The 19,182-nt window shown below is 66.4% G+C and carries 18 protein-coding genes; 13 read left to right on the top strand and 5 right to left on the bottom strand.

The annotated features are described in order from the left end of the window. Positions 1-7: 7 nt before the first annotated feature. Positions 8-664, bottom strand: a complete 657-nt coding sequence (locus ACX80L_RS16330; protein WP_459291051.1) for a peptide deformylase — start codon at positions 662-664, stop codon at positions 8-10. Positions 665-823: 159 nt separating this feature from the next. Here ACX80L_RS16330 and ACX80L_RS16325 point away from each other — a divergent pair, with 159 nt between their 5' ends. The 3 genes from ACX80L_RS16325 to ACX80L_RS16315 all read left to right on the top strand — a co-directional run bounded on the left by ACX80L_RS16325 (position 824) and on the right by ACX80L_RS16315 (position 6,208). Further along, positions 824-3,220: an ATP-binding cassette domain-containing protein gene (locus ACX80L_RS16325; protein ID WP_459291049.1), complete on the top strand. Its 2,397-nt coding sequence runs from the start codon at positions 824-826 to the stop codon at positions 3,218-3,220. Positions 3,221-3,429: 209 nt separating this feature from the next. Further along, a complete protein-coding gene (locus ACX80L_RS16320; protein ID WP_459291047.1) occupies positions 3,430-4,779 on the top strand; it encodes a response regulator in 1,350 nt (449 codons plus the stop codon). 22 nt (positions 4,780-4,801) lie between these two features. Beyond that, entirely contained in the window at positions 4,802-6,208 is a 1,407-nt protein-coding gene (locus ACX80L_RS16315) for a sensor histidine kinase (protein WP_459291045.1), read from the top strand. 347 nt (positions 6,209-6,555) lie between these two features. Here the strand turns inward: ACX80L_RS16315 and ACX80L_RS16310 are convergent, their stop codons facing one another. Next, entirely contained in the window at positions 6,556-8,844 is a 2,289-nt protein-coding gene (locus tag ACX80L_RS16310) for a fibronectin type III domain-containing protein (RefSeq protein WP_459291044.1), read from the bottom strand. A gap of 203 nt (positions 8,845-9,047) precedes the next feature. On the opposite strand from ACX80L_RS16310, the gene ACX80L_RS16305 reads away from it, so the two are divergent. From ACX80L_RS16305 to ACX80L_RS16270, 8 genes are all read left to right on the top strand, one after another. Beyond that, positions 9,048-9,611 (top strand): hypothetical protein, encoded by a 564-nt coding sequence (locus ACX80L_RS16305; protein ID WP_459291042.1) that lies wholly within the window; start codon positions 9,048-9,050, stop codon positions 9,609-9,611. Between the two features lie 406 nt (positions 9,612-10,017). Next, positions 10,018-10,476 (top strand): COG4315 family predicted lipoprotein, encoded by a 459-nt coding sequence (locus tag ACX80L_RS16300; protein WP_459291040.1) that lies wholly within the window; start codon positions 10,018-10,020, stop codon positions 10,474-10,476. 195 nt (positions 10,477-10,671) lie between these two features. Then, on the top strand, positions 10,672-11,106 hold the full coding sequence (locus ACX80L_RS16295) for a cupredoxin domain-containing protein (RefSeq protein ID WP_459291038.1): 435 nt from the start codon (positions 10,672-10,674) through the stop codon (positions 11,104-11,106). A 92-nt stretch (positions 11,107-11,198) separates the two neighbouring features. Then, positions 11,199-11,591 carry a hypothetical protein gene (locus tag ACX80L_RS16290; protein WP_459291036.1) on the top strand — a complete coding sequence of 131 codons (393 nt, stop codon included), beginning with the start codon at positions 11,199-11,201 and terminating at the stop codon, positions 11,589-11,591. 129 nt (positions 11,592-11,720) lie between these two features. Continuing rightward, positions 11,721-13,331 carry a multicopper oxidase family protein gene (locus ACX80L_RS16285; RefSeq protein ID WP_208740050.1) on the top strand — a complete coding sequence of 537 codons (1,611 nt, stop codon included), beginning with the start codon at positions 11,721-11,723 and terminating at the stop codon, positions 13,329-13,331. Next, positions 13,318-13,893: a signal peptidase I gene (gene lepB, locus ACX80L_RS16280; RefSeq protein ID WP_459291034.1), complete on the top strand. Its 576-nt coding sequence runs from the start codon at positions 13,318-13,320 to the stop codon at positions 13,891-13,893. The genes ACX80L_RS16285 and lepB overlap by 14 nt, the downstream gene beginning before the upstream one ends. A 247-nt stretch (positions 13,894-14,140) precedes the next feature. Continuing rightward, positions 14,141-14,497, top strand: coding sequence for an LbetaH domain-containing protein (locus ACX80L_RS16275; RefSeq protein ID WP_459291032.1), 357 nt, complete (start codon positions 14,141-14,143; stop codon positions 14,495-14,497). Between the two features lie 27 nt (positions 14,498-14,524). Continuing rightward, positions 14,525-14,710: a DapH/DapD/GlmU-related protein gene (locus ACX80L_RS16270; protein ID WP_459291152.1), complete on the top strand. Its 186-nt coding sequence runs from the start codon at positions 14,525-14,527 to the stop codon at positions 14,708-14,710. 832 nt (positions 14,711-15,542) lie between these two features. Here the strand turns inward: ACX80L_RS16270 and ACX80L_RS16265 are convergent. Next, a complete protein-coding gene (locus ACX80L_RS16265; protein ID WP_459291030.1) occupies positions 15,543-16,004 on the bottom strand; it encodes a BLUF domain-containing protein in 462 nt (153 codons plus the stop codon). Between the two features lie 643 nt (positions 16,005-16,647). Between ACX80L_RS16265 and ACX80L_RS16260 the strand changes: the two genes are divergently transcribed. Continuing rightward, positions 16,648-17,001: a hypothetical protein gene (locus ACX80L_RS16260; RefSeq protein WP_459291151.1), complete on the top strand. Its 354-nt coding sequence runs from the start codon at positions 16,648-16,650 to the stop codon at positions 16,999-17,001. Between the two features lie 219 nt (positions 17,002-17,220). Here the strand turns inward: ACX80L_RS16260 and ACX80L_RS16255 are convergent, their stop codons facing one another. Then, positions 17,221-17,814, bottom strand: a complete 594-nt coding sequence (locus ACX80L_RS16255) for a GNAT family N-acetyltransferase (protein ID WP_459291028.1) — start codon at positions 17,812-17,814, stop codon at positions 17,221-17,223. Between the two features lie 334 nt (positions 17,815-18,148). Further along, positions 18,149-18,643 (bottom strand): MarR family winged helix-turn-helix transcriptional regulator, encoded by a 495-nt coding sequence (locus ACX80L_RS16250; RefSeq protein ID WP_459291026.1) that lies wholly within the window; start codon positions 18,641-18,643, stop codon positions 18,149-18,151. Positions 18,644-18,942: 299 nt separating this feature from the next. On the opposite strand from ACX80L_RS16250, the gene ACX80L_RS16245 reads away from it, so the two are divergent. Beyond that, positions 18,943-19,182, top strand: a 240-nt coding sequence (locus ACX80L_RS16245; RefSeq protein WP_459291024.1) for an Asp23/Gls24 family envelope stress response protein, incomplete at its 3' end; no start/stop codon positions are given.

Genomic DNA, 19,182 nt, shown 5'->3' with positions numbered 1-19,182 from the left:
CGGGGCCTCAGAAGCCGAGGCCCCGCCGCGCGTCGTCGACGGTCGGCTGCGCCCAGCGGCCGTGCTCCGAGTTCGCACTGAGGGATCGGATGATCGCCCGATCCAGGTAGAGCCGGCCGTCCAGGTGGTCCGTCTCGTGCTGCACGATGCGCGCGGGCCAGCCCTCGAACCCGGCGGTGACCGTGACGCCGTCCGGCTGCGTGTAGGTGGCCGTGATACGGGCATGGCGCTCGACGACGGCCTGGTAGCCGGGCACCGACAGGCAGCCCTCGTAGAACGCGTGCAGGGAGTGGTCCACGGCCTCGTAGGCGGGATTGATGAGCACGGTGAACGGCAGGGGGGTGCGGGAACGGGCCTGGGCGACCACCGGGTCCTGGACGCCCTCGTCCTCGAGGACTGCGATCCGCAGGGGGATGCCGATCTGCGGGGCGGCGAGACCCACTCCGGGCGCGGCGTGCATCACGCGGCGCATCGTGGCGATGAGCCGGCCCAGGGTGTCGTCGTCGAGCTGTCCGTCGACGTCGACCGCCGGCCGGCGCAGCACCGGGTCGCCCGCGGCCACGATCCGGGGCAGGTCCACCGACAGGACGGCCTCGACCTGCTCGCGGAGGGCTCCGGCCGGGAGCCCGGGCCGGACCTGGTTGCGTGAGGTATCGGTACTCATCCCACCAGCAAAGCACGATCGCGGACAGCAACGGGTGCCCACCCCATTGCCGGTTCCGCATCGACGACGGACAATCAGACGTGCTGCCCGCGGCTGGTCCCTGTGCCGCGGCTCCCGGCAGACCACCGGCGGAAGCGGCCCCCGAACGATGGAGACACGATGACCACGGCCACCACGGACGTCCAGCAGCCCCAGCTCCACACAGCCGACACGCACGACCTCATCCGGGTGCAGGGGGCGCGCGAGAACAACCTGAGGGACGTCTCGATCGACATCCCGAAACGCCGCCTCTCCGTCTTCACGGGCGTCTCCGGCTCCGGCAAGAGTTCCCTCGTCTTCAACACCATCGCCGCCGAGTCGCAGCGCATGATCAACGAGACCTACAGCGCCTTCCTGCAGGGCTTCATGCCGACGCTCGCGCGCCCCGAGGTGGACGTCCTCGAAGGGCTGACGACGGCGATCATCGTGGACCAGGAACGCATGGGCGCCAATCCCCGGTCGACCGTGGGTACCGCCACCGATGTCAATGCGATGCTGCGCATCGTCTTCTCCCGGCTGGGGAACCCCCGGATCGGGTCTCCGCAGGCCTTCTCGTTCAACGTCGCCTCGATCAGCGGTGCCGGCGCGGTGACCCTCGAGCGTGGCGGCACCACGGTGAAGGAGCGGCGCAGCTTCACCGTCACCGGCGGCATGTGCCCACGGTGCGAAGGCATGGGCGCGGTGACGGACATGGACCTCACCCAGCTCTACGACGACACGAAGTCCCTGAACGGGGGCGCGCTGACCATCCCCGGCTACAGCATGGACGGATGGTACGGCCGGATCTTCGGCGGCTGCGGCTTCTTCGATGCCGACAAGCCCATCCGCGACTTCACGAAGCGTGAGCTGCAGGACCTGCTCCACAAGGAACCGACCAAGATCAAGGTCGACGGCATCAACATCACGTACGAGGGCCTGGTACCCAAGATCCAGAAGTCGATGCTCTCCAAGGATCGCGAGGCGATGCAGCCGCACATCCGCGCCTTCGTCGACCGGGCCGTCACGTTCACCACCTGCCCCGAGTGCGACGGCACCCGACTGAGCGAGGCCGCGCGCTCCTCCAAGATCGCCGGGCTCAGCATCGCCGACGCGTGCGCCCTGCAGATCAGCGATCTCGCCGCCTGGGTACGGGACCTCCACGAACCCTCGGTGGCGCCACTCCTGACGGCGCTGGGGGAGACCCTCGACTCGTTCGTCGAGATCGGGCTCGGCTACCTCAGTCTCGACCGCCCGTCCGGGACGCTGTCCGGCGGCGAGTCCCAGCGCACCAAGATGATCCGCCACCTCGGTTCGTCGCTCACCGACATCACCTACGTCTTCGACGAGCCCACGATCGGCCTGCATCCGCACGACATCCAGCGCATGAACGACCTGCTCCTGCGCCTGCGGGACAAGGGCAACACCGTGCTGGTCGTCGAGCACAAGCCGGAGATGATCGAGATCGCCGACCACGTCGTCGACCTCGGTCCGGGCGCCGGGACCGCCGGCGGCACGGTCTGCTTCGAGGGTTCCGTCGAGGGCCTGCGCCACAGCGGGACGCTCACGGGCCGGCACCTCGACGACCGCGCCTCGCTCAAGGAGAGCGTGCGCGCCCGCAACGGCGCACTGGAGATCAGGGGAGCGACGTCGCACAACGTGCAGGACGTCGACGTCGACATACCCCTGGGCGTGCTGTGCGTGGTCACGGGCGTGGCGGGCTCGGGCAAGAGCTCACTGATCCACGGCTCCGTGTCCGGCAGGGACGGCGTCGTCGCGGTGGACCAGACGGCCATCAAGGGCTCACGCCGCAGCAACCCCGCCACGTACACCGGCATGCTGGAGCCCATCCGGAAGGCGTTCGCGAAGGCAAACGGCGTCAAGCCGGCCCTGTTCAGCGCGAACTCCGAGGGCGCCTGCCCCACCTGCAACGGCGCAGGCGTCATCTTCACGGACCTCGCCATGATGGCCGGCGTCGCGACCACCTGCGAGGTCTGCGGCGGCAAGCGGTTCCTGGCCGAGGTGCTCGAGTACACGCTCGGCGGGAAGGACATCAGCGAGGTCCTGGCGATGCCCGTCACCGAGGCCACCGAGTTCTTCCGGGCCGGCGAGGCCAGGGTGCCCGCCGCCCATGCCATCCTCAGCCGGCTCTCCGACGTCGGGCTCGGGTACCTGAGCCTCGGCCAGCCCCTGACCACGCTGTCCGGCGGCGAGCGCCAGCGCCTCAAGCTCGCCACCCACATGGGGGAGAAGGGCGGCATCCTGGTCCTCGACGAACCCACGGCAGGCCTGCACCTGGCCGACGTCGAGAATCTGCTGGGCCTGCTGGACCGCCTGGTCGACGCCGGCAAGTCCGTTCTCGTCATCGAGCACCATCAGGCGGTGATGGCGCACGCGGACTGGATCATCGACATCGGACCCGGAGCGGGGCACGACGGCGGGAAGGTGGTCTTCGAAGGAACGCCGGCAGAACTCGTCGCTTCCCGGGCGACGCTCACCGGACGGCACCTCGCCGAGTACGTGGGCCGTCCGGCCGGGTGAACGAGGTCGCGCCCGAGGTGGCCGGACGGGGTTCCGGGCGGGTAGCGAGCAGGCGGGGCAGGGCGGCGACGCCGGGATGTGCTGCCGCCGGCGAGCACTCCGAATGCGGGTAGCCGGACCCGCGTAATGCGTAGCCACCACTCGTGTCGGTCCGGTTCTCCCTCCCCTTCAATGGAGGCATAGTACTCAACGAGCTGGGGGAGGACATTGTGATCACCTTGGAGCTGGCGAAGGAACCAGGCGTTTCCAATCATGTTCCGGAGGCCGCCGCAGAGTCGCCCACGCTCGAGATCTCGGTGCTGGGCCCGCTGACCATCCGCCGCGGAGACGTAGAGCTCACGGCAGGCGATCTCGGTGGCCCCAAGCCACGTCAGGTGCTCGAGATCCTCCTGCTCAACTTCGGATCGGCGGTGTCGAAGACCCGCATCATCGATCTGCTGTGGAACGGCAATCATCCGGCCGTCGCCCTGCCGACCCTCGAGAGCTATGTCAGCGTCCTCCGACGGCGCCTGCAACCAGGAGCCGGCCGGACGGGTCCCCTGCGGACGGTCACGGGCGGCTACGTGATCGACCGGACGATGGTGGACCTCGATCTGGAGCGCTTCACGACGTTGACCGAGCAGGCCGCCGTGGCAGCGCCCCATGCAGCGCTGGAACTGCTCACCGAAGCCCTCGAACTGGCAGCATCTCCGCTGCTCGGGGACGAGCTGCTGCCGGGCTGGGCCGAAGAGGAGCGGGCCCTGCATGCGGAGCGGGTGGGCCGTGCCCGCGTGCTGGCCGCGGAGTCGGCGCTCCTCGTGGGCGAGGTGGGCAAGGCGATCGCCTGGAGCGGTGCCGCCGCACGGGAGGACTCGCTCAACGAACGGGCATGGACCACGCTGGTCCTTTCTCTGGAGCAGAACGGGGAGAACACGGAAGCGTTGCGGGCCTTCGATCGATGCCGCCGGATCATGGACGAGGAACTGGGCTGCGCACCCACGGGACTCCTCAAGGAGGCACACGCCAGGCTGCTGACGAGCACTGCGCCGTCCAGCGGGCCGCCGGCACGCCCTGCACCCGTCCATCCGACGGCGGAGAACCACCCCGACGCACCGCCGGCCACCCGGCAGGAGACGGGACGCCTGCGGATCCTCATCGTCGACGATCACACGACCTTCTCGGACCTGCTGGCGGGTGCGTTGGACCGCGAACCCGACCTCACGAGCGTGGGGGCTGCGACATCGGTGGATTCGGCTGCGTCGATGTTCCGGGAACTGCGGCCCGACGTCGTCGTCATGGACCTGTACCTCGCGGACGGCTCCGGACTCAACGCAGCCGAGCGCATCCTCGCCGAAACACCGGCGGCGCGGATCGTCATGCTGACGGGCAACCCGTCCCAGGAAGCGCTGCGCGAAGCCGCCCGCATGGGAATCTGCGGGTTCCTGCCGAAGGACGGCGCCCTGGGAGTCATGCTCGACACCCTGCGGCATGCCCGCCCGGGCAACATGATCGTGCACCCGTCGCTGGTTGCGCGGCTCGGCAGCATGACGGGCTCCGCCCCGGATCCCGCCGGTAGATAGCCGGGCACCCGAAGCCGTGCGCGTGCTCCGCCCCGGCAGGGCCGACGACGACGGGACGAGAGCCCCTGGCGTCGTCGAACGACGCGAGGTGCAGTCCGCCGTCGCGCGCTTCCTCACGGTCGGCTTCCTGGCGCTCGTCCTCGTCGCGACCCCCGTGGCCTTCTGGATCCGTGCCGAGGCGGAACGCCACGCTCTCATGAATGCCCGGGACATGACCCAGCGTCTGGCCGACAACGTGGTCGGGCCCCTGATCACCCGTGAGCTCCTCGCCCGGGATCCCGTCGCGCTGGAACGGCTCGACCGGCGACTGGCGCCCTGGCTTGCCAACGGCAATGTGACGAGGATCAAGGTGTGGGACGAGCAGGGCAGGGTGGTCTACTCGGACGCCGAATCGCTCATCGGACGGGATTTCGAGCAGGAGGAATGGGCACGCCTGCTGCTCGACGGCGGGCCGGCGACTGCCACGCTGGAATCCCAGACCGGGGAGGAGAACGAGTTCGAGGACGGTTCGGGTGAACTCGTGGAGGTCTATGTGCGCTCGACCTCGCAGACCGGTGACCCGATGATCTTCGAGACCTACTCCTCCGGGGAGGCGGTGCGCCGTGAGCAGTACGCAGTGCTCATGGGGATGATCCCGCCGACCCTGCTGTCCCTGGCGGTCCTGCAACTGGCGCAACTCATCCCGGCCGTGCGCCTGGCCCGCAGGATCCAGGACCACCAGGCGACGCGCACCGCGTTGCTGCGCTGCGCGATAGAGGCCTCCGACCAGGAGCGCCGGCAGATCGCCAGTGAACTCCACGACGAAGTGATCCAGGACCTGTCCGGACTCGCGTACGCCCTGGAATCGGAGGAACGCCGGGGCCCGCCGTCGATGGGCCCCGTCTTCACGAACGCCCGCACCATGCTGCAGAACGACGTCCGTCTCCTACGTGCCATGACCACGGAACTCTACCCGCCGGACCTCGAAGAACTGGGGCTGAAGGCCTCCCTCATGAGGCTGGAGACGCCCCTGGTGGAGCGCGGGATCGCCTTTCTGGTCGAGATCTCGGACGAGCTGGTGCTGGACCGGGATCAGACGGTCCTGGTCTACCGGGTGGCGCGCGAAGCCCTGGTCAACGCGACCAGGCATTCGTCGGCACAATCGGTGGAGATCCGGATCCGGCAGTCCAGCCAGCGGACAGAGATCACGGTGTCGGACGACGGAGTCGGCTTCGATACGGACGAGGCCCGCCCGGAAGGCCACTTCGGCCTGAGGATCCTCGGCGACACCATCCGGCAGGCGGGCGGCTCCCTCGACATCACCTCGACGCTCGGGGTCGGAACCTGCGTCACCGCGGCATTCGGTGGAACGGCGCCTGGAGTCCGCCGCGCGCGCAGGCGTCCCGCCAGATCCCCGAGCCAGGGCGCGGCCCGGCTGCCGGCCACCTGACTCCCGCTCCCGACCGTTCGACCCGGAGGTGCCTGTCCCGCCCGTGCCTCTGTGCCGGGCTGGTGGTTTCCCGGCCGGGCGCCCCGGTGCCTCCCGTGATCCTCCGGCCCGTTGCCGGATCCAGGCCTCCTCACGGTGCACCCGCCCCGGACGGTCGTTGCAGTGGGGGCCGGCGGCAAGGGTCTCCGACCTTCGTGGCGGAGGTCGTGCCGGTCCGCTCCGCGCTCGCAGTCTGGGAACTTTCGGGCGCCACCTCGAGGACGACGCACCGGGGTCCGGCTGCTGCCCGCAGACTGCGGGAGCAACCGGACCCCGGTGGTGGACGGTCGATGGTCTATCCCACCGGTCTACCTGTTCGCGACGGTCGTCGGACCGGCGGTACCTCCCACCGTGGACTCGATCCACACGCTGCCCGGGTTCGTGGTGCCTGCAGCGGCATTGCGCAGCCGCAGGCTGTAGACGCCACCGGTCTCCGGAGCGACTGCAGCGGTGACAGGGGCTGTCCCCAGGATCCGGCCGGTGGGGCCGCCGACCCGGACGGTGATCGTCCCGCCGACGACGTTGCTCGTGCCTCCGATGCGCAGGTCGCCCGTCTTCCATTGGGCCAGGCCGATGGTGACCCTGTCCGGAACGGGAGTCACCTTGACCTCGTCGGTCCTGGTGCTTCCGCCCGCCGTGACCGTCAGCTTGAACGTGAGCGGCCTGTTGGTCATCGGCGTCCGGTAGACCGGCAGGCTGAACGTCGGCTTCAGGGTCGTGCCGGCGTCCAGGGTGACCTTGTCCGGATCGGTGGGTCCGGTGAGGACCTGCTCCCAGAGGTAGGTCGCGCCGGTGGCGGTGGAGCCGGTGCCGTCCAGGGTGACGGCCGTGGCGCTGGTGCCTCGTGCGACGGTCTGATCCGGTCCGGCGATGGCGACCAGGGCGCCCTGCACAGTGACCGGGTCACTCTTGGCCGATTCCGGTCCGGTGCCGTTGATGTTCGTGGCCCTGACGGTGAACTGGTAGGCGGTGTCGCCGTTCAGCCCGTCGTAGACCAGTGTGGTGACAGTCCCGGCGACCGTCCTGGGAGCGCCGAAGGCTACACCGTCGGCGGTGTAGGCCTGGACCGAGTAGCCGTCGATGGTGAGTCCCGGTGCCCCGGCGTCGGGTGCTGCCCAGGACACTTCCGCTGTTCCCTGCCCTGCCTTCGGTGCTGCGGTGAAGACCGGAGCGGCCGGTACGGGATCGTCGGTGATGGTGAAGGTGACGTTCCCGTTCTCGGAGACGTTCCCGGAGGGATCGATCGCGGCGAACGTGACGGTGCTGGTGCGGGCGACGTCGATCGGGTCGGTGTACAGGAGCGCGTGGGGGGCGCTCACGCCGCCGGAGACGGGGTCCGTGCCGTCCAGGGTGTAGTAGATGTCGCTGCCTGCTTCACTGGCTGTCAGGGTGACCTTCTGCGCGGTCGGGAAGGTCCCACCATTGGGCGTGGCCGTCACGGTCGGAGCGTCGGTGTCCTCTGCCGGGATGGCGTGGCTGGCCGGGAAGGTCTCGCCGACGCTGCTGACGGACGCCACGTAGACGTCGTACTCCTCATCGGCCTTCAGGCCCCGGATGGTCGTACTGGAGGCCTTCGGGTTGCTGATGCGCACACCGGATTCGACCTGCTCGCTCCCGGACACGGTCTTGGCGACCGCTGTGACGCGGTAACCGGTGATGGCCGGCGTGCCGGGGACGGCCTGAGCGGGGGTCCAGTTCACCTTGACGTCGCCACTGACCTTCGCAGCGATGATGCTGGTGGGTCCTGCAGGGCCCGACTGCAGGGGTCCGTTCGGGCAGCCGCCCATCCCGGGGCCGCCGAGCTCGCCGAACTCGGCGATGGTCAGGCCCTGCCGGTTGGCGTCGGCGTCCTCCACCTGCCAGGACATCGCGCGCTCGCCGCCGGCGTCTCCCGCGATCTCGGCCGTCGCCCGGTCGGCGAAGATGTAGGTGGCGGTGAAGGTGTCCGGGCCGTCCAGCCCGAACTGGAGGCGGGACTGGTAGCCGTCCTCCTGGGCGAGTTCTCCCGGGGCCGCACGGACATCGCGGCGCCCGACCGGGGTGTCCTTCAGCGCGGGCTCGACGATCCGCTGTTCCATCTGGCTCGTGTTGACGCCCGACCCGACGTGGCCCCGAACGGTCAGGGTGTTGCCTTCCAGGGTGGAGTCGGACGTGACGAAGGCGTCCTGGACCGTGGTGGTTCCTGCCTCGGTGCCGGCGAACGTGATGGAGACGTTGTCGCCGGGCAGGATGTCAGGGGTGACATTGAGTCCGGTCCCCGCGCCCCAGCACACCCCGCCGAGGTGGTTGATCTCGAAAGCCACGTCACCGGCGGCGACGACGCTCTTCGCGGAGCCTACGATGCCGACGCCGGGCCGGCGGACCTCCACCGTGGCGGTCTGTCCTACGTAGTCCTGGTAGCCCTCGATGGTGACGAAATCACGGTCGGGGAAGACCACGACGTTGTCCGGGAAGGTCGGGACGGCCGCGTTGGCGGCGGGGACCGCCAGAAGGGACGTGGTGCCGAGGACGGCGGAAACCGTCGCGACAACCGCGGTCCGCCCGTAATGCTGGACGCGGGACTTCGGCTGTCCCTTTTCGTGAAATGCAGATTTCATGACGGCCTCACTGATCCTCGTTGCGTGAGTAAGGGGTTCACTCGTGGACACAAGCTAGGTCGACCACCTTGGGGAAATACTGCTGGCCCCCTTCCCGATTCGTGCCGAGGTCGGACCCCGGGTGGGTCGCCTGTCCTCTCCGACGGATAGGGGGAATGCCGATTCCTAGGGATTCCCTAGGAATCCGATGAAGACTGGCGGGCATGGTATCCACAACCCGGTCCCGCCCCGCGCCGCTGCACGGTCCTGCCTCACCGCCCCGTTCCCCGTCATCGCCCCGGCGCATCAGGTTTCTCATCCCGGTCGCCCTGCTCCTGCTTGTGGGGGCGGTGGTCGCGAGTGTTCTGATGGCTGCGCCGCGGACGCCTCCGGCCCTGTTGGGCGCATCGGCCACCGTCGATGGTGGTCTGGGGCGCATCCAGGGAGTCCTACCGACCGAGGTCGACGGCTGGTCACCTCCGTCACCGTCCGCTGCGCTCGCTGAGCCGGCCACTGACGGGAGTCATCGTGTCCGTATCCTGCTGGAGTTGACGGCGATGGAGGAGGACGGGCTGTCCTTCGACCCGTCCCGGTACACCGTCTCTGCGCTCGGCGCGGAGACCTGGGAATCGGTCTGGTCCTCTCCCGCTCCTTCGACGGCTCGACAGGGCGAGACCATCGACGCCGTCCTCGTGTTCGAGCTGCCGGATCGAGCCATCGATCTGACCCTGCAGGTGCCGGGCGGACCCGGGCTGTCCCTGGGGGAGGGCCACCACCGGGGCGAGTAGCAGGCAGTCGTCATCCCGACCGGCACGGGACGTGGAGGGCTGCGCGGTCCTCGTCGTGCAAGAACCTTGGAATGCGGTCGCGATCGATCCGCACTCGCTCATCCGCCCGACAAGAAGAGACATCCCAGCATCGGAATCCCTGGCACGGCGAAATGCATGCTGGGAGCTCGACGCTCATCGGGCTTCCGCTTGACAGAGGCGTCCAAAGGTTTATCCAAGAATGGAGTTGCAGTGTTCTCCTGAGTGGGGGTGGCAGTAGGACATCTCCATCGGGCCCGGCCCCGCCGGGATGATCAGGAGGATCGAACTCATGGGTAGGAAACTTTCCACTTCATTGGCTGGGGTCGCACTGACCATGCTGGCTCTCACCGGTTGCTCCGGGTCCGCCCAGGAAGCCACCGAATCAGTGGCGGCAGAAATCACGGAGGCACCGGCAGAGACCCCCGAGGCGGCGGAGACCACGGAGGCGGCGGAGACGACCGAGGCAACGGCCAGCGCGCCTGCGGCGACCGGTCCGACGACGCTGGGCGTGGCCACGAGTGACCTGGGTGAGATCGTGGTCGACGCCAACGGCATGTCGGTCTACTACTTCACCAAGGATGTCGCCGAGTCGGGGGTCAGCGCCTGTACGGATGACTGCCTCGTCGCCTGGCCGCCGGTGATCAGCGAGACCGACACTCCGGAGGTGGAGGGTGTCACCGGTGACGTCGGCACCATCGAGACCCCGGAGGGCGAACTGCAGATGACCATCAACGGCATGCCGATCTACTACTTCAACAAGGACCTGGCCGCTGGTGACACCAATGGACAGGCTGTCGGAGACGTCTGGTACGTCGTCGCTCCAGACGGGACGATGATCCAGTAGATCCTCCGCGGTGACGGCGGCACCTCGCGACAGCGGGGCCGTCGGGTGCCGGAAGTCGTCGGGCAGCTCATCCGCTGCGGGTTCTCCTTCGCAGAACCGGCCCGGAGCTGCCGGCGACTTCTGTCCCTCCCGCCTCCCGCCACGACCACGTCCCCTCTGCCTGGACAGCCCACCCCTTCGACTGGGAGAAATGCCATGAAAGCACGTCACCGACTGTCGGTCCTGATGGTCGCCGCTGCGCTCATCGGCGTCACCGCCTGCGGCTTCGACGCCGAGCCCCGCGCCACGGCGGCGGCCGGCGCATCGAGCGAGGCCGCGGCGCCCGCACCACCGGCCGCCACAGGTCCGACGCCCGCCGGCTCGGCGGACACTGTGCCCACCGAAGGAGCGACGATCACCATCGCGGACTTCGAATACGTGATGCCCGAGGCCATCGCCCCCGGCACCACGGTGACCGTCGTCAACGAGGACGACGCCCCGCACACGGTCACGGCGAAGGACGACGGCGGGTTCGACGTCGATGTCGCCGCCGGTGGGACGGCGACGTTCACCGCACCCGACGAAGCCGGCGAGTACGCGGTCATCTGTGTCTACCACCCCGCGATGTCCGGAACCCTGGTCGTCGGATGAGCGGGACAGGAGCTCCGTCCGGCAACAGGCGAGGTGCACCCTCCAGGCGGCAGGAGTCCACCACCGGGGGATCGGAGCGACGTCGCCTGCCGATGATCGCCCTACGCACCCTGGCCGGTGCTGGTCTGATCGTCAGCGCCGTCATCCATTTCCAACTCGCACCAGGGTTCCAGCAGGCTGCACCGGCAGGAATCGGCGGGGGCACCCTCTTCCGGATCCAGGCCGTCGTCGCGATGCTCGCCGCACTGTACGTGCTCATGAGGGGGAGCCGAGCAGCGTTCGCGCTCGCGGCAGTGGTGGCACTCTCCGCGCTGGGCGCGGTCGTCCTCTACCGGTATGTGCAGGTCCCGGACATCGGATTCATCCCGTCGATGTACGAACCCGTGTGGTATGCGAAAAAGAGCCTGACCGCAGGAGCAGAAGCCATCGCGGGCGCTTCAGCGGTTCTCGGGTTCGTCCTCCTGCACCGACACCGGACCCTGTAAGCCACGGCAGGTGCCGTTCCTTGGGACATTGCAGCGGATTCAAGGGTTTCTCCAAGTAATCGGAGGCCCGGCGCGAGGTATCTCCAACGTGGGTGCGGGACAGTCGTCGTACTGAACGAAGGGAACGCAATGTCAACCACACGCCGTCAGGTTCTGCTGCTGGGGGGACTCGGAGTCCTCGGGGCAGGCGCCGCCACACTTCCGACAGGGTCGGTGGACGCCAAGTCGGCGAGCCGGCTGAGCGACAGCCAGATGCCGCGCCCGTTCCAGGTGCCCTTCGTCCAGGCCCCGTTCCTCCAGCCGTACACGACAGGGATCGACCCGGCCGACGGGTTGCCCGTCAACTACTACCAGGTGACGGAGAAGGCCGCGACGGCCCAGATCCTGCCGCGGCTGACGACGCCCATCCTCGGGTACAACGGAATATTCCCGGGCCCGACCATCAGCCTGGACCAGGGCACGAAGGCGGTCGTGAGGGTCCGCAACCAGCTGCCGGCCCAGCACCCTCTGGACGGTCACGCCCTGTCCACGTCCACCCACCTGCACGGGTCCGCGTCGCTCCCGCAGTACGACGGCTACGCCAGCGACATCACGAATCCGGGATTCTACAAGGACTACCGGTATCCCAACTTCCAGCCGGCCCGCACGCTCTGGTACCACGACCACGGCGTCCACTTCACCGCTCAGAACGCGTACTCCGGCCTCGCCGCGCAGTACCACATGCACGATCCCCTAGAACGCCAGTTGCTGCCGCAGGGCCGGTACGACGTTGCCCTGACCGTCAGCGACGCGATGTTCGCCGAGAACGGTTCTCTGGGCTACGACGACAACACCCACTCCGGGCTGTGGGGGGACGTGATCCTGGTCAACGGGAAGCCATGGCCCGTCATGAAGGTACAGAAGCGCGTGTACCGCTTCAGGATCCTCAACTGCTCCATCTCACGCTCCCTACGACCAACGCTCAGCACGGGGGACCCCCTCGTGATCGTCGGGACCGATGGTGGCCTGATCCCGAAGGCACAGAGCGTGGCGAACTACCGCCATGCCGGCGCGGAGCGGTACGAGGTCCTCATCGATTTCCGCAAGTACAGGACGGGGCAGCGCATCGAGCTCCGCAACCTCTCGAACAAGAACAACGTGGATTACGACTTCACGGGGAAGATCATGGCGTTCGACGTGACCGACGAAGCCGTCGACACCACCGACCCGACCTGGAACCGCATCCCCACGACCTTGGTCGGCAGTGAAGCCATGTCACTGACGGCCGCGCAGTCGGTGAGGACCCGCAGGTTCCGGGTCAAGCGCAACGACGTCACCAATATGTGGACCATCAACGATGACAGCTGGCAGGACGTCATCGCCAGCGGGTACAAGAAGGTCGTCGCCGATCCGGCGGTCGACTCCGTGGAGATCTGGGAGGTCGAGAACAGCTCGGGCGGGTGGTTCCACCCCCTCCACATCCACTTGGTCGACTTCCAGATCCTCAGCCGCAACGGGAGCGCAGCGTTCTCCTACGAGCGTGGCCCGAAGGACGTCGTGTACGTGGGTGAAGGCGAGACCGTCCGGCTCCTGATGAAATTCTCCCCCCACGCCGGCGTCTACATGATGCACTGCCACAACCTGCCGCACGAGGACCACGACATGATGGCCCAGTTCCGCGTGGGCCTGAAGGAGACCGACTACGACCCCAATGATCCCATGACGGCGGCCCGAGCCGAATGGGACGATGACGACGACTGAGCCGGGCGACGGAATGCCCCAGGACAGGGGACGCCCCATCCTGATGCGTTCGCCGGAGCTGTCGCCGGGGGCGGAAGCGGCGGAGAGACGCCGACCCCGCGTCCTGGTGGTGGCACTGATTCCCCTGCTCCTCGTCCTTGCCCTGCGGGCATGGGTCCTGGAACCGGTCACCGTGTCCTCCGACAGCATGGAACCGACCATCGCATCCGGTGCCGTGGTGCTCCTCTACAAACCCTCCGCCGGTGCGGACTCGATCCGGCCCGGCGTCGTCGTCGCTTTCACCAACCCACTCGACGGCCGGACCGTCATTAAGCGGGTCATCGCAGGGGAGAGGCAGACCGTCGCCATCCGTGATGCTGAACTGTACGTCGACGACGTCGCGATAGCGGAGCCGTTCGTCGACCACAGCCGCATCGACGCGACCTATTTCGGCCCTGTGACGGTGCCGACCGGGAGTGTCTTCGTGCTGGGCGACAACCGCGGCGTCTCCATCGATTCCCGGGATTTTGGAGCCGTGCCTCTCACATCGATCCGGGGCACTCTGCTCACCGGCCGGAAATAGGCGCGCTCCCGCAGGGGGAGCAACTCGATTCCCGCATCGGTCCGGCATCCGCCGCACACCTGCGGCGAGGACCTCACCGAACTCCACCCCGGCGACACCGTCCACACGTCGGCAGGGGAGTGGCACTGGCGCGGCACCACCGCGGACAACTTCATGCTTCTGCCAAATCTGCGGGCAGACGGGACTGCGAGGTCGCAGGGTGGCCTGTTACCGTGGCCATCCATGACCGGTACCGGAAGAGGACGACGTGACACTGGATGACCTGCTGATCGAACTGAACGCCGGCAGAACCATTCCGGGAGATTCACCTCTCCACGCGGTGATGCACCGGACCAGTCAGGAGGCCCTGCGCATCACGGGGGAGTTGAACAGCGGGTGGAAGGACCCGGCAGAGGTCCGTCGGCTCCTGTCCCGGCTGATCGGCACACCGGTCGACGAGTCGGTGACTGTCTTCCCTCCGATCCACGCCGACTTCGGCAGGAACATCACCATCGGACGACGGGTCTTCATCAATGCCGGGTGCATGTTCCAGGACCAGGGCGGGATCACCATCGGGGACGACTGCCTCATCGGACATAATGTGGTCTTCGCGACGCTCAACTAGGATCTCGCTCCCAGCCGCCGTACCGACCTGCTCCCGGCGCCGATCGTCCTCGGGGCCAATGTGTGGATCGGAGCGAATGCGACGATCCTGCCAGGGGTGACCATCGGACGGAACGCCGTCGTGGCGGCTGCCGCGGTCGTGACGAAGGACGTGCCTGACAACGCGATCGTCGTCGGGTCACCGGCAAAGGTCGTCCGATACGTCTCGGACTGACGCAGCCGTGGACATCCGACCCACCGAATGAGCCCGGAAGCAGTCCCTGACGCGGACCACGCGTATCCGTTCGCGAGGAGGCATCCACGCCCGGACATGACCTCGAGGAACTGCGTCTCAACGGCCCCTCTCGCCGGTATACCAAGTTCGCCGATAACCTCCCGTTACGTCGCAAGTGGCGAGGATCGACCCCTCAACTTCAGGCGTGGCTAACTTGCTGCGAAGGGTGGTGCTCTAAGCGGTTAGAGAGTCAGGGTGCGGGGCGGGCGGTAGCGGAAGTTCTTATCGGCGTTGGTGATAGGACGCGGGATTCGTGCTGGTGTGCCTGCGGCCCCTTGCTCGTAGCGTCGCAAAGGTCTGTCGGCGACGCCTCGTAGCCAGCTGCAGGACACCTCCTTCTATCTGAGTACAAGCTGCCAGCGGTAAGTACAGGTACACAGAAGGACAAATCTGCTGCGGAGCTGTCTTCGCATTTCGCGACTAGCTGCAGTGCGTTCAATGAGATGAATTGATGCCGCATCTCACGTCGGATCTTTCGGGGAGACGACGCCCCCGCTTTCATGACCCTGACGATGCTGGTGCAGGAAGCTCGACACCGCGCGCAGCGCGTCGTGAACACGGCGATGACTGACCGGTCCTGGAGCAGTGGGCGGTCCGTTCTGGACAGGCCGGCCGACGAACCCTGGGGAATTGACGGTGAGGTTGAAGGCGTCAACGCCGAGACGACTCTAACCATCGACAGTAGCCGCGAAGCCCTGGCGGTTCTCGGCGAGAGACCGGCGCGGCTCCTTCTGCGTAAATTTCAGGAGCACTTTTACAGGTGCGGGCAGGACTATCGAAGAGGGACGGCCCGTTCCTGGAACCAGCGGATCAGTGCGCGAACGGTCTGAATCGTGTCGTCGAGGTCCTCTTCGCGACGGCTGACTTCGGTGATGTCCTCAAAGGACTTTTCATAGCCGGGAATGTCATGCCCGGCACTCGTGGTGATGGCTTCGTAGGCCATAGTCCAGTCAGGGAACTGGCGGTGTTGGGTCCGGTCCTCGACGAGGACCTGTACATCCATGTGGCGGGTGTCCGTCTTAATGGCGAGGAAGCGGTCGCGTACACCTGCTTCGGGGCCCTCGAGCACCTGAAGGAAACGGCCGCCCCGATACAACAGCATCCCTGTCACCTCGGCGCGGGCATTATTTCGCCGGCTGATTGCCAGCAGGGCCGAGAGGTCCGCATCATTTAGAGGACGCGTTGCGGTGCTCGAATACACGATCGACAACGTCTGATCCCTTGAGGTGGCCATGGCGTGAGCCTACCCGACACACATCCCCGCACTTCCCTTCGTCCCCGTGGTCTTGGTTCAGGGAAGCCATCTTGAGGTAAGGAGTCGGCGGCGCCCTAGAAGCCTGGGTCTCAACAGGATTTCGGGCGCCGCCGCCCCTACCAGCAGTCGCTTCCGCGCTGGGGGACGGGAAGCTACCAGCATCGTCGCTTCCGGTCTCAAGAGAAAGACGCTGCCAGGGGTGTCAACCAACCACATCGCGAGAACGGGCAGGGCTGTCCACCCCTGAGCCAACGCTACGAGCTCCACCCTTCTCGAGCACGAGTGCCACCCACCCGAGTTAGCAGCTCGAATACTCGAAAGACGGGCGACGACTACCGGCAGTATCATCCGTGGATTCGACTGAAGATCGAGCGAGTCTTACTGTCTGCAGTCACGGGAAAGCTTAAACCGGCGCTCATGGCTCACAGTGTAGGTTTTGGCACAATTACCGATACGACGCGCTATGACGGCACTTTCCTGACTTTCGAAGCCGACTCGATGGGCACCATCTTGTCGCTACCCGGCAAGCAGCGCGAACGCGTATTCGGCACCGCTCGACTGATGGCCACGTGCCTGAGGAAAGAGAAGATCGCCGCGTGGGTCAGCCCCCGCATGGGAAGCACTGCGCACGAACTCGACGACAGAACTCGCGAACTGGTGGAACAGCTACGCCAATTCCACCATGGCCGTCCTCTCCTCCGGCAGCGGCCCCTTCCACCGCGGCACATCGATGGAATACATACTGGCCAACAAGCCCTTCACCTTTCCTTTCAGCACCCGAAGCCCTTCACGCGAGCTGACCCATGGGAGTTTGATTCGCGGGTACCTATTTGTTGACGTATCGATCGGTGACGAGAGTTTGTCGGAGGGGGCGGGGTTAGGCGGAGGGGCTGCCCCGGCTGGCCGTCTGCTTGACCAGTTGGGGCGGCCCCTGTCAAGTGGATCACGCAGCAACCACAGGACGTCAGTTGGATGAGCTACTGGGCGGGCACTCGACAAAGACGGTCAACAGTCGGACTAACTAGGCACTACAGACGGTGAAGCTGTCTACTACGGGCCGACCTGTGGAATTGCGTGCGTGCAGGTTGTGGTGCGGGTTGCTCAGTTGCTTCGTGGCCGGTGCGGCTCCTGTTGTACCGCCACACCAGGCACGCCCGTCATTCAGCTGACAGTTCAGGAGAGCGGGCCCCCAGGTCTAGGACACGTGCATCAGTTGCCGGTACTGCGGGTTCTCCCGCAGGAAACCTTGCACGACGGGACAATACGGAATGGCCGCGAGCCGGCGCTTGTGGGCTACGAGGATCACGTTACGCGTCAGTATGCCCTCGATGCCCATTCTCTCGAAGTCTTCAGTGATGACGGTGCGGTGCAACCGCAGGGCTCCGGCCCGCATCGTGTAGCTGACATAACCGGCGAGGGACCCGTTGCGGAACAGCTCGAAGCGGCGGCTCAGAGCGTTGTCGCGGAACTTCTCCCGCACCATCGATGGTGAAGCCTGCGCACGCTTGGCTGTCCGTCGCTCGAGCTCAGCTGTTATCCGCTCATAGTCATCGCATGCGCCATAGGGCGGGAAGTCCGAGTCGATGACCTTGTATAGGGCATTGCTCCACCGACGAAGATCCCGGTTAGTTTCCTCAGTGAGATCAAACGGGACCTTTATCGCATCGTTGCATCCAAGTGCAACCTGCTGCACCTGCTCCAGCCCGCCAGAAGGCAGACCAATGAGATCAGTAGGGGTAACGGCGTGAAGGACATGCTCCACAGGTTCAGAAACGGAGGCTTCGGACATGGAGCGGGCAACCAGGGGGATGCTTGTGCGAGGGGAGGGTGCCAAGGGAGAGACAGACATGAGCCGAACCTTTGAACCTCTTCAAGATCACCTGAAGACGATGATGGCCGCTTTCTTGACCTGAGCTGAGCCTACGCAGTTACCTAGCAAAATGTAAAGCTAGACAATCTAGCGATATGCGACCTGACCAGTTGGAGTCTTCCTCTGGCCCATCAACAGGTCCTGACTGCTCAAAGTGCCGGTTGCCGGAGCGGCAAGTCGACGAGGAGCTAGGACAGGAATCTGGGCCAACGTCATTGAACCGGTGCATTCTTGGCACGAGGAGTTTGTGGGCTCAGGCGAGCCGCTGGCGGACGTCATCGAGGACGGCGGCGAAGTACTGCTCGATGATCGCTACGTCCGCGCAGGCAAGGCCCGCTGCTACGTCGAGGAAGCTCGCTCGCAGCAGCGAGGCCGGGTACTGATCGGTCCATTCCTGCATGGAAGATGACGGCTTGAGCAGTATGGCTCTACGGTCGGTGCTACTCGGCCGCCGTGTCACGTATCCATCGGCTTCAAGCCGATCCAGGACCAAGGTCGTCGTCGCCGAGGACAGCCCGAGGTGAGCGGCGATGTCTTTCGGACTCACCTCCCTGCCCTCGCCCCATTCCTGGGACAGGTAACCCAGCGCCGCCATGTCTTTATCGTTGAGATTCCGCGTATCTCTCTGCTCTCGGTACGCCTTGTTGGTGAGCTGGCGCATCTCCCGAAGCTTCGCGACCATATCGTCGACGTGGCGTAGCTGCTCCTGCGAAGGCGTGTTGTCCGATTGCCTCTGGGTGTCTGTCATGGTGTCCTGCCCCTATGAATGCATGGGGGACCCAGATGTTGCGCCCCCGCATCATGCCTCTACCGTTGCAGATCCCGGCCTGCTGTGTCACAAATTTGATAGCTAGATTATCTAGCTTGTCCGTTTCTGACCTTTGATGTAGCGTATGGAACGAGTCATCAACGGTTATGCGGGGGCGCGTACCGAAGCAGCAGCACGTGTTCCCCCGCACCGTCAGCTACTTCTTCTGTGCGCCCGCTTACCGCGGGTGATCTACCCCCACAGTGAGCGCCTTGCGCTCGAGCAGAAGGAGCAAAGCCATGACCGAGAACCTCACCCGCCCCGCCTCGAACGGCCAGGCTCCCCGAGCAGCCCCGGGCACGGGTGCCGGCACTGGCACGGGCGCGGAGAAGACCGGAGCCCAGCCCTCGGGCCTGCACACGGACCAGGGCAAGACCTCGATCGCTGACACCGTGGTGCAGAAGATCTCCGGCATCGCCGCCCGCGAGGTACCCGGCGTCCACGCCATGGGCAACGCAGCCCGACGTGCCTTCGACCAG

This window comes from Arthrobacter sp. MDT1-48-3 (assembly GCF_054511015.1).
The sequence above is the reverse complement of the archived record's forward strand: the minus strand, read 5'-3'. Positions and strand labels throughout refer to the sequence as shown.

What these genes read in the sequence shown, in the direction of transcription:
- ACX80L_RS16330 (WP_459291051.1), bottom strand. Translation starts at nt 664, where the DNA reads ATGAGTACCGATACCTCACGCAACCAGGTCCGGCCCGGGCTCCCGGCC.
- ACX80L_RS16325 (WP_459291049.1), top strand. Translation starts at nt 824, where the DNA reads ATGACCACGGCCACCACGGACGTCCAGCAGCCCCAGCTCCACACAGCC.
- ACX80L_RS16310 (WP_459291044.1), bottom strand. Translation starts at nt 8,844, where the DNA reads ATGAAATCTGCATTTCACGAAAAGGGACAGCCGAAGTCCCGCGTCCAG.
- ACX80L_RS16305 (WP_459291042.1), top strand. Translation starts at nt 9,048, where the DNA reads ATGGTATCCACAACCCGGTCCCGCCCCGCGCCGCTGCACGGTCCTGCC.
- ACX80L_RS16295 (WP_459291038.1), top strand. Translation starts at nt 10,672, where the DNA reads ATGAAAGCACGTCACCGACTGTCGGTCCTGATGGTCGCCGCTGCGCTC.
- ACX80L_RS16290 (WP_459291036.1), top strand. Translation starts at nt 11,199, where the DNA reads ATGATCGCCCTACGCACCCTGGCCGGTGCTGGTCTGATCGTCAGCGCC.
- ACX80L_RS16285 (WP_208740050.1), top strand. Translation starts at nt 11,721, where the DNA reads ATGTCAACCACACGCCGTCAGGTTCTGCTGCTGGGGGGACTCGGAGTC.
- lepB (WP_459291034.1), top strand. Translation starts at nt 13,318, where the DNA reads ATGACGACGACTGAGCCGGGCGACGGAATGCCCCAGGACAGGGGACGC.
- ACX80L_RS16265 (WP_459291030.1), bottom strand. Translation starts at nt 16,004, where the DNA reads ATGGCCACCTCAAGGGATCAGACGTTGTCGATCGTGTATTCGAGCACC.
- ACX80L_RS16255 (WP_459291028.1), bottom strand. Translation starts at nt 17,814, where the DNA reads ATGTCCGAAGCCTCCGTTTCTGAACCTGTGGAGCATGTCCTTCACGCC.
- ACX80L_RS16250 (WP_459291026.1), bottom strand. Translation starts at nt 18,643, where the DNA reads ATGACAGACACCCAGAGGCAATCGGACAACACGCCTTCGCAGGAGCAG.